Annotated in this window: 10 protein-coding genes, 1 other RNA gene and 3 pseudogenes; 4 read left to right on the top strand and 10 right to left on the bottom strand. The window is 41.3% G+C overall.

Annotation, left to right across the window (positions count from 1 at the left end):
• Positions 1–114: 114 nt before the first annotated feature.
• On the bottom strand, positions 115–900 hold the full coding sequence (locus AC6IZ0_RS11135; RefSeq protein WP_497722950.1) for a Nif3-like dinuclear metal center hexameric protein: 786 nt from the start codon (positions 898–900) through the stop codon (positions 115–117).
• 175 nt (positions 901–1,075) lie between these two features.
• Between AC6IZ0_RS11135 and AC6IZ0_RS11130 the strand changes: the two genes are divergently transcribed.
• Positions 1,076–1,759 carry a DUF1997 domain-containing protein gene (locus AC6IZ0_RS11130; protein WP_497722949.1) on the top strand — a complete coding sequence of 228 codons (684 nt, stop codon included), beginning with the start codon at positions 1,076–1,078 and terminating at the stop codon, positions 1,757–1,759.
• A gap of 48 nt (positions 1,760–1,807) precedes the next feature.
• Here the strand turns inward: AC6IZ0_RS11130 and AC6IZ0_RS11125 are convergent, their stop codons facing one another.
• The gene (locus AC6IZ0_RS11125) at positions 1,808–2,278 is read right to left on the bottom strand and encodes a DUF4079 domain-containing protein (RefSeq protein ID WP_271733150.1); all 471 of its coding nucleotides are present in this window, start codon (positions 2,276–2,278) and stop codon (positions 1,808–1,810) included.
• A gap of 187 nt (positions 2,279–2,465) precedes the next feature.
• Here AC6IZ0_RS11125 and AC6IZ0_RS11120 point away from each other — a divergent pair.
• Both AC6IZ0_RS11120 and AC6IZ0_RS11115 read left to right on the top strand, forming a co-directional pair.
• Positions 2,466–3,745, top strand: a pseudogene (locus AC6IZ0_RS11120) (ankyrin repeat domain-containing protein).
• 326 nt (positions 3,746–4,071) lie between these two features.
• Positions 4,072–4,530 carry a cobalamin biosynthesis protein gene (locus AC6IZ0_RS11115; protein ID WP_497726042.1) on the top strand — a complete coding sequence of 153 codons (459 nt, stop codon included), beginning with the start codon at positions 4,072–4,074 and terminating at the stop codon, positions 4,528–4,530.
• A 198-nt stretch (positions 4,531–4,728) separates the two neighbouring features.
• Here the strand turns inward: AC6IZ0_RS11115 and AC6IZ0_RS11110 are convergent, their stop codons facing one another.
• From AC6IZ0_RS11110 to AC6IZ0_RS11080, 7 genes and pseudogenes are all read right to left on the bottom strand, one after another.
• On the bottom strand, positions 4,729–5,082 hold the full coding sequence (locus tag AC6IZ0_RS11110; RefSeq protein ID WP_497722948.1) for a phage holin family protein: 354 nt from the start codon (positions 5,080–5,082) through the stop codon (positions 4,729–4,731).
• A gap of 20 nt (positions 5,083–5,102) precedes the next feature.
• Complete coding sequence (locus tag AC6IZ0_RS11105; RefSeq protein WP_497722947.1) at positions 5,103–5,879, bottom strand: peptidoglycan-binding domain-containing protein; 777 nt, start codon at positions 5,877–5,879, stop codon at positions 5,103–5,105.
• An 84-nt stretch (positions 5,880–5,963) separates the two neighbouring features.
• Complete coding sequence (locus AC6IZ0_RS11100; protein WP_497722946.1) at positions 5,964–7,247, bottom strand: M16 family metallopeptidase; 1,284 nt, start codon at positions 7,245–7,247, stop codon at positions 5,964–5,966.
• A gap of 53 nt (positions 7,248–7,300) precedes the next feature.
• Positions 7,301–8,572 (bottom strand): M16 family metallopeptidase, encoded by a 1,272-nt coding sequence (locus tag AC6IZ0_RS11095; RefSeq protein WP_497722945.1) that lies wholly within the window; start codon positions 8,570–8,572, stop codon positions 7,301–7,303.
• A 138-nt stretch (positions 8,573–8,710) separates the two neighbouring features.
• A non-coding RNA gene (ssrS, locus tag AC6IZ0_RS11090) (6S RNA) lies at positions 8,711–8,894 on the bottom strand.
• Between the two features lie 180 nt (positions 8,895–9,074).
• A complete protein-coding gene (locus tag AC6IZ0_RS11085; protein WP_497726041.1) occupies positions 9,075–10,229 on the bottom strand; it encodes a 5-(carboxyamino)imidazole ribonucleotide synthase in 1,155 nt (384 codons plus the stop codon).
• A pseudogene (locus AC6IZ0_RS11080) lies at positions 10,226–10,716 on the bottom strand (pentapeptide repeat-containing protein). Before AC6IZ0_RS11080 ends, AC6IZ0_RS11085 begins: the two are co-directional and overlap by 4 nt.
• A gap of 642 nt (positions 10,717–11,358) precedes the next feature.
• On the opposite strand from AC6IZ0_RS11080, the gene AC6IZ0_RS11075 reads away from it, so the two are divergent.
• Positions 11,359–11,682 (top strand): slr1957 family protein, encoded by a 324-nt coding sequence (locus AC6IZ0_RS11075; protein ID WP_497726040.1) that lies wholly within the window; start codon positions 11,359–11,361, stop codon positions 11,680–11,682.
• A gap of 84 nt (positions 11,683–11,766) precedes the next feature.
• Here AC6IZ0_RS11075 and AC6IZ0_RS11070 read toward each other — a convergent pair.
• Positions 11,767–13,130: pseudogene (locus AC6IZ0_RS11070) on the bottom strand (hypothetical protein).
• Position 13,131: the final 1 nt, after the last annotated feature.

The following is a 13,131-nucleotide window of genomic DNA, read 5'->3' as shown; positions in this document are numbered from 1 at the left end:
ACCTTAATGCTTTTCTACAACAATTGGCAAACAGTTTTAATTTGAGGCTGTGAAAAGTTCCATGTGGGTGTGCATCATACCCGATATTTGCTCTAACAATAATGGACGGAAATACTATAAAAACTGACGAAAGTCCTCATCCTGGCGGCTTAATTGCACCCAGTCTAGATTTAAGGAGAGAAATCGTTGCACTAAGCGATCGCACGCCGGGCGTTCAGTAGCATAATGTCCCGCATCAATGAGAATGAGATTGCGATCGCGACTTTCCTGGAACTGATGGAACTTACAATCAGCAGTCAGATAAACTTGAGCATGAGTTTTCACTACAGCCGAAATAAAACTAGCCCCCGAACCTCCTAATACTGCGACTCGGTAAATAGTTTGTTGTAAGTCAGCAGTGGGCGAGAAAATCAAATGAGGAGGAGCGAGTCGAGTTTGAATAGTAGCGAGTAACTCCTGTAAAGTCAGATATGGACGGAGTAACCCAACACGTCCGTAGCCTAATCCTGGTTGTGTCGCTACTATAGGAGTGGCTTCGTGCAAATCTAGAATTTGAGCTAAAACATCGGCAGTTCCATCTTGTACTTGATCAAAATTTGTATGCGCACTGTAAACACCAATATTGTACCTAAAAGCTAATCTTGCTATTTCCGCTATGGCCTCACCACTACATAAAGACTTGGGAGGACTAAAAATCAGAGGATGATGAGCAAAAATCAAATTAGCATTCAAAGCGATCGCTTCTTGCATTACAGCCAAAGTCGGTGTCAAACAAACCAACACACGGGCTTTTTGATCTAACACCCCCGGCTCAATTTGCCAACCGCAATTATCCCAACTTTCACACCAAGTCGGATTTGCCCATGCTTCAAACCAAGTAATTAAATCAGCAATGTTCACAAAAATACAATCCTGGGAAACTAATTATGTTAAATTCAGTTCTTTAATATTAGTGATTTTATGAAGTTTATGACAGATTCTGGAGTTTTCAGCCACAATGGTAATACTAAACCATACCAGTAACTGGGGAACTCTGAATTGGTAGACAAAGACTAATTTATAGGGGAACACATTGATGCTTTCGACAAACGGCGAATATCAATCTTGGGATATAAAAGAAACAGTTCTGCCAGTAGCGTCAAGTTTAACAGAATCTGAGGATAAACTTACACAAACCACTGTCGGGACATTTACTAAGTTTTTCGGTCATTATAGCGACTCAATGGAAATGAATAGCCCAGCCCATAAAGTTGCCGAGTATCTGCAAGCTCATGGTGCATGGTTTTCCCGCTGTGCTGAACCAATGAAAGTAGAACCGTTGAGTGAAAATGCTTATGCTTTAATTATTGGTCGCTTTGGCTCCTTTGGTTATCACGTAGAGCCAAAAGTTGGCTTAGAACTGTTACCTCCAGACCAGGGAATATACAGGATTCGCACAATTCCTGTTCCTGACTACCATCCCCCTGGCTATGATGTAGACTATCAGGCATCGCTACAGTTGGTAGAAAGTACTGATAATGACTCACATAATGGTTTTAGTGAGATTACACGAGTGGAATGGGAATTAGATTTGATGGTTAATCTTCACTTTCCCAAATTTATTCAACGCCTACCCCAGTCTTTAGTCAAATCTACAGGCGATCGCCTACTTAACCAAATTGTCCGTCAAGTCTCCCGGCGCTTAACTCGCAGAGTCCAGGAAGACTTTCATCAATCCCTAGGAATTCCCTTTCCTAGTAATTCTCATCGCAGCCAATAACTTCAAACTCATTAGCCAATAGTCATACTATTGGCTAACGGCTAAAGACTAAGCATTACTAAGAATTCTCTGGACAATTTGCACGCCAGTAATGGCCTGCCATGTAAAAAGCCCTAAAAGCCCGAAATTGAGGGTAATGTGAGTTATACGCGCCCAATTGGCTCCTTTTTGCATGAAAGGAGATAAAGCAGCTGATAACGCAATTAGACCTGTCATTCCCAGTCCGGCTAATAAATGCGGCCCTACGAATAACTTACCGTTATTGATGTAGGTAACGGCCATGCCACCAATAGCACCTGTTACCATTAAAGCTAACAGTACAGACCCTACTTGGTAGTGTTTGATGTTGTATTTACCTTTAATCAGTTCTTTCTTTACATCTCCTTGAGCGCTTCTGGTACGCTGTACTTGTAGCCCCAGATAAGCAGCATACAGGGATAGTGCTAATAACCCCCACATGGTTAGCGGGTGGAAAAAGTTTAGCCAATATTTCACTTCCGGCGACAGTTCCAAATTCATGGTGTTCTCCCCCAATCCTTAAATCTTCATAAAAGTTAGCATAACTCTATTTTCTGTACTTCAAGTTGCCAGGGGTGAAATATATTGCCTTGTTTTTCAGTTTGCCTCTTGCCAAAGTGCTTAAACAATTTCAGACTAAATTGGGGCACTAGATTCACAAAAACTGCCGGGGTGCGTGATATTGATTATGGAAAATAAGGATGTATTGCTGCTAAAGTCGGCTAAAAGTGGCGATATTAGGCATCTGTGCCAGCTGTTAGCTACCGGTGCTCAGGTTGACGTTAGCGATGACCATGGTACTACACCATTAATGTTTGCTGCCAATTCAGGTTACACCGAAATTGTGCGATCGCTATTAGATGCTGGAGCAAGTATTAACCTACGCAGAAAACGCTATGGTTTGACGGCTTTGATGTTCGCTGCTAGTAGTCATCAACTGGACATTGTGCAGCTTTTGCTCTCTAGAGGTGCTGATGTCAATGCGATTAATGAAGATGGTAGTACAGCTTTAATGGCAGCTACAGTTAAGGGTGATGTTAATATCATGCAGGTCTTATTAGCTGCTGGCGCTGAGGTAAATATCACAGACCAAGATCATGATACTGCTTTAAAATTAGCTGTTAGATCCTCTAACACAGCCGCAACAAGACTATTAACACAAAATGGTGCAGATGTCAATATCCAAGACCCAGAAGGTGAGACACTTTTGATGATGGCCGCTGACTTAGGAAATTTGGAAGTTGTGCAAGCATTGCTAGCAGCTGGAGCTGATGTGAATCAGGAAAATGAACATGGTGGTACTGCGTTATCAGCAGCAGTAGCAGCAGGACACACTGCGATCGCCTCTGCTTTACTAGATCAAGGTGCCGAAATTAATCTTCAAGATCAAGACGGTGAAACTCCCCTACACTTAGCCGTTGTAGAAGGTTACATTGATGTGGTGCAACTGTTACTAAACCGAGGTGCAGACCCCCAAATCAGAAATCATCTGGGTGATACACCAATACTTGTAGCCGCATTCCAAGGACATAGCCAAATCCTTGACGTATTATTGTGTTCTAGTCAAAAAATCAATAGTACAAGTCTAGGTATACCTTTGATATTAGCAATATCCCAAGGAGATATGGAAACAGTAAAACTGTTACTAGACCACGGTGCTGATGCTAATAGTCTAGGAAATGATAGCAAAACAGCCTTAATTAAGGCAGCAGAACATAACTACACAGGAATAATGCAGTTGTTGCTGGGTCTAAAGGTGCAAATGTAAATTTTCAGGACTTAGCAGGAGCAACAGCATTGATGTGGGCTGTTGCTCGGGAATATGGAGAGGCTGTACAGATACTACTGCAAGCTGGGGCAGATATAAATCTGAAAAACCGGGGCGGTTATACAGCTTTAATGATTGCGGAATTTAATGGGTATCAGAATATAGCCCAGAGTCTCGAAAAATCCGGCGCACAAGAATAGAGTTTTGTTTAAATCACCGGTAACAGATGCAGTATAGAGGTAATGTAGCAACTGCATCTATTCTCCTAGGAAGTATTAATAATTAACAAAACTGACTTTGTTAATAATTAACAAAGTCAGAAATACTTGGAACACTAAAGTATAACAGGCAAAATGTTTCTACTTTCGCGTTTCCTACTGTGCTAGATAAGCTAAATATATAAGATTTAATCCTGAATAACAGTATTATAAAGATCCGTTTCGTGGTATAATCCAGTCTGCCAATTTTATAGTTGATCCCCGTGGATATTTTACAGACATCCTCCACTGTGAAGATAGACCCAATAATTGGCACAATTATTCAACAGCAACATTTCCCCAATTTATGGGTAGGAATTGGTTGTCAGAAGGGTAGTTCGTCGCGTTTGATAGCAACAGCAATAAAACAAGTATTTGCAGAAAATCAACTCCGGGAAAATACCATTGCTGGTCTTGCTACCATCGATACTAAAGCCTCAGAAGTTGGTTTAATAGAACTGTGTCATCTTTGCAATTTTCCCTTAAAAGTCTTTCCGGCCAATATTTTGTCTACTGTATCTGTCCCTCACCCTAGCAAAATCGCCGCCAAAACAGTGGGAACTTCGAGCGTAGCTGAGGCTGCAGCTATTCTCGCAGCCTCTTATATTACCCCACCTTTGACTAGAAAAGAAGAGTTAGAAATTAGATTATTAGTTCCTAAACAAGTTTTTCGGTTAGAGTCCGAACCAGGGTCGGTAACGCTAGCTGTGGCGACTAATGATCGTTGACCGGAAATAATGGGATACAGAACAACGTCCTTCTAGGAGGGCTTTTCTTGATTCTTAATATACTCTTTTAAAAGTTTTAGCAGCACACCTCCCAGAGAAATAGCAAAATAACTAGGCTCCATAAAGCTTCTTTATGGGGTTTCTTATAGCCAGCTTGGCCGTATCGACGAATGGAAACCCCTTTGAAAATAGGAGACACTACAAAATTACCCTGAGAAAATAGCTAATTAAGCTAGAAACAATAGTTAAGACAATCGAACCGACTAAAGCAGGCCAGAAACCTTGAATTTCAAAACCATAACCGGGGGTGAGGTTACTTGCTAGCCAAAAAGTTAAGGCATTAATCACAAAGGTAAACAAACCAAAGGTGAGTAAGGTAATAGGAAACGCCAAAATGTTTAAAACTGGTCGAATAAAAGCATTGACTAATCCGATTACCGCTACAGCCACCAGGGATGCGACAAAATCCCTGACGAATAACCCCGGGACAATATTAGCGGTGATCAGCAAAGCCACCGCAGTAACCAGCCAAGTTAGCAAAAAATGTCTCATTGCTTTTTCCTAGAATTTAACTATCTTCGCAATAGTGCTTCCCAGGTAGCACCACCTACCACACCGTCAGCCTCCAGACCATAGTGTTGTTGTGCAGATTTTACTGCTGCTGCCGTCATTATGCCAAAATCTCCATCCACATCGCCAGCGAAAAAACCTAGCTGTTTGAGTTGTTTTTGCAACTGTCTCACTGCTGAATTACGCATTCCTGGACGTAAAATTGGCAATCCTTGGGAGGTATATTGAACACCAGGTATTCCGCCTGGGGGTGGTGAGGCTGGTATGGGCTGACTAGAATTAATAACTATGCTGGTGGGTAGAATCTGGTTGGTAATGGGAAAATTTGGCCTCAAGTTGGATGACGGCTGATTTCCCGGGATTGTTGGTATAACTACTGGCTCCAGGGGGAATAGTCGTTGCCAAGTAATAGAGTCAACAATGCCATCTGGAATCAATTCAACTGCTCGTTTGAATTGAGAAACGGCTGCGGCTGTCCCCTCTGTGTAAATACCATCCACTGCACCTGAGTAGAAGCCTAAAAGTTTTAGAGCCGCCTGTAGTTCTGTAACTTGTTCTCCTTGACTACCAAGTTTGAGGGTAGGACGGCTAATTACAACTCTATTTGTTGCTTGAGCAATTTTTGTGGTAACCACAACTGCGCTGACTGTATCCGAGGTGAACAGTAACAAGGTAGATGAACACAGCAGTAAATAATAAAACTTATTTTTGTTCAAGCCACGAAATGCTTTTAGTGACTCAAAGTAGTTCCAGATACTTGTTGTCAGCCTCACTTGCATGGACTATATTCCCAGAAACTTATGACGGTAATATTATACTTCCTTCTGTTCAAAAAACAGGTGACACAAAAGCAATTGTACCACTTAATACTCCGCACGGGGAAATACAGTTTTAATTGCAGTCTCTTGACCAACTACAGATATATAAGGTTGCTGTAAATATTTACATGCAGAAGCGATCGCATCCTGAACAGTCACAGATAGAATTAATTCTTGAAACTGTTGATCAAAATCCAGACCTAAACCCAGTGTTTCATACCAGCCATAGATTTGGGCAATTTGTCCGTTAGTTTGTTTACCCAAAGCGTACTGCCCCAGAATTTTGTTTTTAGCTGCTTGCAGGTCACTTTCTGATATTTCTGTTTTACAGAGTAAATCTACTTCTGTACGTAGTCCTTCCAGAGCAATGCTGGTATTTTCTGCGGCTGTACCCATATAGACTACAAATGAGCCTGGATACAACCTTGTGGGATAAAATGCCGACACTTCGTAGGCTAAACCCCTTTTTTCCCGTAATTCCACAAACAAGCGACTAGAAAGCCCATTACCTAGGTAAGTAGACAGCAATTTTAATGGGGGGTAGTCTGGACAACTTACCGATGATCCCAAGTAACCCAACATAACTATGGATTGCTGTGTTTCTAAAGGCTGTACTCGATGCTGGGGTTCTGGGTTAATTTCCGGTAAGTTAAGTAATGGGATGTCCTGTGCAGGAACTTCCCAATCGCCAAATACTTGTTCTACTAGTGTTAGAGCATCTGCTAAGGTGACTCGCCCTGCAATACTAATAACTAGATTATCGGGACGGAAATATGTTTGGTGATAGTCTACTAAGTCAGCACGTGATAAGCCGCTCATTGTGGTTTCATCTCCTAGGACTGACATAGCATAGGGATGATTTTGGTAGACTACCTGGCGCATTTGGCTAAAGGCAATGGTAAATGGCTGTTCTTTTTGAGAGCGAATATTTTGCAGTGCTAAACGCTTTTCTAGTTCTACTTGGGATTCGGGAAATGTAGGCGATCGCAACATTCGCCCAGCCAATGCTAAGATATCAGAGAAATCTGATGTTACGGTCTTCAAAGACAACAAAAAATAATCTGTGGCCGCATCAGCACTCAAGCTTGCTCCCACAGACTCTACTTTTTCAGCAACTTCCCAGGTTGAAAGTCCGTCACATCCCTTTGTCATCACTGCTGAAACCAAATAGGCTAATCCCGCTTGCTCTGGCTTTTCGCAACAACTACCAGCACGGACAAACATCCGCGCCGCTACAATATCCGCAGCAGGATTTTCTGTCACTATGACTACAATACCGTTATTCAATACAGTGCGGTGAACAGGAGAGGCAGATAGGCAAGGTTTCACAATTATTAGGTATTAATTATTGGTAGGTGGTTAGTTGTTTGCGAGTGGGGATGCTAATCAGCAACCGGTTTAAGTATAGTAACTGCATAATTATCAGGTGAAAGCAACTGTTTAGCTAATTTTTGCAATTCTTGAGTATTAAATGATTGAATATGCTGAGGATATGCTAGTGCCAATTCAGCTTGGGCAATAGTGTTGTAGTATCCATAAAGACCTGTCAACTGATTTGGTGTTTCCGTAGAAAAAGCGTATTCATTACAAACCAGCCTACGTATGCGGGCGAGTTCCCGCTCGCTAATTCCCATGGTTTGCAAATCATTTAAATGACGAAGAATCAGATTTTCCACCTCATATAGGTTTTCCACTTTCAAAAAAGCAGTAATGGTAAATAAACTCGATTCTCTTTGTAAGCAGAAATTACAATAAATTTCCTGGACTAATTGCAATTCTTCTCGTAAATGATGCACCAGTCGGGAAGTGCGGCCTTCTGAGAGTAACACTGCCAATAAATCTAAACCATAGACTGTGTGCAGTTCCTTGACTCCCGGCACAACCCACGCCATAATTAGGCGGGCTTGTTCTAGACGTGGTAAACAAATTTCTTGGCGCTGAATTCCCGTGATTACTGGTTCTACTATTTCTTCAGCTTGTGGACAGTCCAATGGTGGGGCAAATTCAGCAAATGATTTATTTACGAGTTCCCAGGCTGGCTGTTGAGAAATTCCCCCCACAACTACTACTGTCATGTTTTGCGGTTGGTAGTGTGCGCGATGAAAACAACGCATGGCTGCTGGTGAGTGTTGCATTAGTTCTAACTCACTACCTAGGACTGAACGCCCGTAAGGATGGTTTTGGTAGATGCTTTGATTGAGGGCTTGGAATCCTATCGAATCGGGATCATCATTGCAGGAGCGAATTTCTTCGAGCACCACATCCCGTTCCCGGATAAATTCATCATCTGGGATCGCGGCATTAATTAGCAGTTCTCCCAAGTGCGGCAGAGTATCTTCTACGTAAGAAGCGGCTGTGGTTAGGGTGTAGTGAGCATAATCATAACTTGTGGCGGCATTACTCACACCACCCCTGGTTTCAATGTGGTGATCAAAAATTCCTGGGGCTAGTCTCGCAGTCCCTTTAAAAATCATGTGTTCTAAAAAATGAGCCATACCGTACCACGGTTTCGGCTCCACTATTGCTCCGGCTCGCACCCAAACGTCAGCCACAACTACAGGGGTAGTAGTAAGTTCCTGATGGATCAGTGTTAGACCATTATCTAGTCGGAGAACCGAGGCTGGAAAAACGTTATGCTTTAGTTCTTGTAACAAGTTTTTGTAGGTTTAATCACAATTTAAGATAATTTTTACTATTCTAACTCTGAATGATAACGAAATCAGAATTAAATTATACAGATTTATAAAATTAAAGCCCCTAAGTTTTTGCTAACTTGAGGAGCTAATAATTTTAAGTTCACCGCGACGCCGTTTTACCTAAGTTTATGACCTGGTTTAACCAGGTGGGTGCCGACGTTCTTCGTTTTAAGTTTCCAGGTACATGCCCGGTTTACTGCCACGAGACTTGTTAGCTTCCCTTTTCTTTAAAGACATAGATCAAAAAACTTGATGGCAGTCACCAACGTCGTAGTGCAACTAGATTATTATAGCCTTCTCAAACAGGTTGTGTGTTGAGTATGAAAATTTTCTCGTGAATTTGACTGGGAGCCTGAGTAGTTGGATGGACAAATATATCTTTCACCAGCTCTGTCAGTTTTTACCGCTGCTGGGGGAACTACAGACTGGTCAGTGTGAGATTTGTCCATATTTGTGATATCTAAACTAAATACCAGATAGATTCTATAGTTTGGGCTATATTAATAATGGTATCTCGGTTTTTATCATCTAATAACACGGTGACGTGTCCGAGTTTGCGCCCAAGACGTGATTCTGTTTTCCCGTACCAGTGAACAAAAGCTTGGGGAATCTCGGCTAACTTTTGGCGCTGGGTTTGGTAGTCGCTTCTGGAAATTTCATACCCCAGCAGGTTTACCATGACGGCACTAGCACAATGTAAATCAGGATTGCCCAAAGGTAAACCACAAACTGCTCTCAAGTGCTGTTCAAACTGAGATGTTTCACAAGCGTCTAAAGAGAAATGCCCAGAATTATGGGTACGAGGGGCAATTTCATTGACCAAGACTTTACCGCTGGGGGTGAGAAATAGTTCAATCCCAAAAACTCCCACTACTTCCAAGTTATTTAAGAGAGTATGGGCGATCGCTTCTATTTCTGCTGCTTGGTTGGGTGTAATATCAGCTGGTGCAATCACTCGCCGACATACCTGTTGCTCTTGTTGGGTTTCTACCACTGGGTAAGTCACAACCTCACCTTCTGTGGAACGAGCCGCAATTATTGCTAATTCTCGTTCAAAGGGGACAAATTCTTCTATTAAAAATAGATGTTGACTTAAATCTTTAGTTGTGATGTGAGAATTTAGCTTTTGCTCCAAAGATGCTAAATCATTAATAATGAAAGTCCCTTGACCATCATAACCATGCCGTCGGGATTTTAAAACAAGAGGAAAACCCAGGTGTGCTGTTTGAGACGAGAGATTGTCTAGTTGTTCGAGAGCGAAAAATCGGGGGACAGGTAATTCCAAATCTTGTAAGTAGCAGCGTTGATCATATTTATCTAAAAGAGGCCTTAAGGCTTCTAACCTCGGGCGAAAACAAACACCTTGGTTTTGGATTAAAGATAAGGAATCCAAATCAACAAATTCATTTTCAAATGTGATGACATCAGTCTTTTGTGCTAACAGATCTGTGGAAATAGCATCATCAACTGATGCCAAAACAACATCCTCAGCCGTGGAAACCGCAGGATCATTAAGACTCGGAGTTTGCACTACCAATTCTAATCCTAATTTTTTGGACGCACCCCCCATCATCCAGGCCAGTTGTCCACCACCAATTATACCAACACGCTTCATCGACATCCCAGAGAATAACTAGTTTCTACGCCAGTTTTAGAGTTTACACCACTGGCTTTGTGACACAGTTCTTTAATTTGCGCTCTATCCAAAATTGCATCTGTGAAATCCGCACTATTGATATTCACATCAGTAAAGGTGGAGCGTAACAAAAGAGCTTCTGTAAAAATGGCATCGCTTAAATCAGCCCCTGTTAAGTTTACCTGATCCACCATAGCATTAGTTAAATCGGCTCCGTGAAGATTGGCTTGAGTCATCACCGAAGCACTCATCACGGCTCCTCGTAAGTCAGCACCTTCAAAGTTAGCTAATTCCATATTGGCGTTAGAGAACTGATCGCTTGTAAAGTTTGTCCTGAAAAATCACGTCTGGCTAATTCTGCATTACTAAATGACATGGGATGAGTCCAATCTGCCCTGGCTGGTGGGGAAGCTTGGCAAAATAGTATAATGCCTAGAATCAATGCTAATCCTTGCTTCCAAAATATATTGGGTAACTGTTTTGGGGCCCTAACTAATATTGAAAAGTCTTTAATCATCTTTGACCTTACCCGATAGAATTTTTTGTAATAATCTGCTAAGGGATAAAAAATACTGTTATTACCTGCCATAAGCATATAGGCGATCGCACTCCCCCAGCCTATTGTTCAGCAATTTAATACCAATGGATAGCAGCACAACTCGCAAAATTGTCAGCCATTTTAATTTTATTACCATATTTTTCGGCTATATTTTGCACCACACATAATCAAGTTTGTGAGGATTATTAGCCATCCAACACCATATTCATAGGATAACCTACATAGTTGGATAAGTTAACAAGCGATCGACCCAGTACTGACCTGTGAGTTAGCTGAGTTATTTACAATTCTTGATATTAGCTTATATAAGTAAAGTTTATTGTATTTTGAGTGCCACAGGTAGGAGAGACTGTTAATCTTTTAATTATATGAGTAGTTAAGCAATTCTTGTTTGTCCCAAATAGCTAGACCGCTTTACATCTGGGGTTCTATATGTGGGGTATTTCCTCTGAGTTCATAATCATTGGTTAACTATTCAGCAAATCTGTCAGCAACTTATATTTACCAACTACACAAATTCTACAAGTCTTAATTACCCACAAGATTATGATTATGACTCATTACTCTGTTGAGTGGATTGAAGCATGGTGCGAAGAAAATGGCTGGACAGAATTATTTGTCGAGCGGCGCAACAGCTATTGGGCTTTTCCGCCTGGCGGGGTAATGTCAGAACCCATTCCCAATCATGTACTTAACTTGATCAAAGCTGAAAGGGGCTTAACTGTTGAGGAAAAAGTATGGTCAGCATCGGCAGTAATTGGTACAATTGTAGCCATATTTTCCACATTTATATTTAAGTGTCCTATGCCCTTAGTTTTGGCGTTCGCTTTTAACGCCGTCACTGTAGCTCAGTTGGAAATTGAATATGACTAAATATCCAGGCTTTGCATATTAAGTGCTATGTTGGGTAGCATTGCGAATAGTAGTTTGCTTAGAGTGATGAACTGCGCATTATTGCTACCCTGACTGAAAACCCTTTGTTGATTTCTTTGGTCTCTTAACTTTGGGTTGAGATTTGTTAACTTCTGCTAGGGCTTCTTGAAATAAATTGTGCAAATGTATAGGCACACTGGCGACTTCTGGCAAATCTGGCTCTATAGGTTTATCAAATTCCTGTAAAAGTGAATCCAATTCGTTTAGCAGGTTAAAATCTGGACGTTGGAGAAAACCTTGCAATACCTCCTCTAGTTGATTTGGATACTTTTGGCATAAACGATACCAGATAAAAGCATTAATACTTTTATCTTCCAAATAGTAGCGAATTAGTGTGTGATTACCTTCAATATCTTGCCCATCTTCATGATGTGAGAGAATTGCTTGCATTCTCGTATATGTTGGTAAAAACATTTGTCCCCAGCGCGGATGGGAAAGAACAGTAACCTGTTCTGCTTTCCTCAGTTCGGCAGGTAAATTAACCCTGGGCATAACCATTTTAGTATTGCCGCAGGCATTCTTACCTTTAAATATCTGACAAAATACATTAGAGTCTGCACCAACTTCTTTTGCAGCGGTTTGTATTTCCTCTTCGCTAATACCCGCTTCTGCTGCCATTTCCGCTAGAGATTTGGAAGCATCAATTCCTGCTACAGCCAAATGTTTCTGAGTAATTAATTCTTGAAATTCGGCAATTTTTTTATTCAGTTGATATCCCGGCAATGTAATTTCATCACCACCAAAAAAGTCTACAAACTGCTGATGATATTGTACTACTGACTGCCAAGCTTCTTCTAGTAAGTCAGGAGCATCGCTATAAAGATGATTTTTATAGTTTTCTTTGAAATTACCAATTGCTACAGCGAGTTTTGGGTTACCCAATTTTCCCATAAGTATATAGGGGCTAGAAAAGTTCAGCAAGTATTGTTAACGGGAAAAATACGAGTTAGTAATATTTCTCCCGGTTTCAACCGAGATAACCCTTGTATGGTTTGAGTATCGCTTGGGTTGACAATGTAGTGCTTATCTGTAAGCCAATTCCTGAACTCAAAGCCATCTGGTAAAAGATTAGTGACGGCAAATAAGCCAATAAAACTATGATACCAGTTCTGGATTAAACTGCGCAGACTTAAGCCCTCGGAGATATAGCCGTCTGATAAATCCTGACGGTTTTCAATAAACAAATCTAATGGTGACTTATCGGCAATTTTTCCTTCTACAAGAAAGCTATCAATGATGAATTGTTGCTGAATAGTATCTCCAGTACCTCGGCGCAAATGCGCGGTCGCATAAGTTTCTAATGCTTGTGCTAGTTGTCCTTCTGCACCCAAGACAAAATCAACTAAGGCTTGTTTTAATTTATGGGTTTGTTCTAATATGGCATCCACA

The organism is Anabaenopsis sp. NIES-4685 (assembly GCF_059725405.1).
Note: the sequence above shows the minus strand (reverse complement) of the source record. Positions and strands in the feature narration are given on the sequence as shown.

Coding starts and splice junctions, on each gene's coding strand:
- AC6IZ0_RS11085 (WP_497726041.1), bottom strand. CDS start 10,229: ATGAAGCGTGTTGGTATAATTGGTGGTGGACAACTGGCCTGGATGATG.
- AC6IZ0_RS11130 (WP_497722949.1), top strand. CDS start 1,076: ATGCTTTCGACAAACGGCGAATATCAATCTTGGGATATAAAAGAAACA.
- AC6IZ0_RS11105 (WP_497722947.1), bottom strand. CDS start 5,879: ATGCAAGTGAGGCTGACAACAAGTATCTGGAACTACTTTGAGTCACTA.
- AC6IZ0_RS11125 (WP_271733150.1), bottom strand. CDS start 2,278: ATGAATTTGGAACTGTCGCCGGAAGTGAAATATTGGCTAAACTTTTTC.
- AC6IZ0_RS11110 (WP_497722948.1), bottom strand. CDS start 5,082: ATGAGACATTTTTTGCTAACTTGGCTGGTTACTGCGGTGGCTTTGCTG.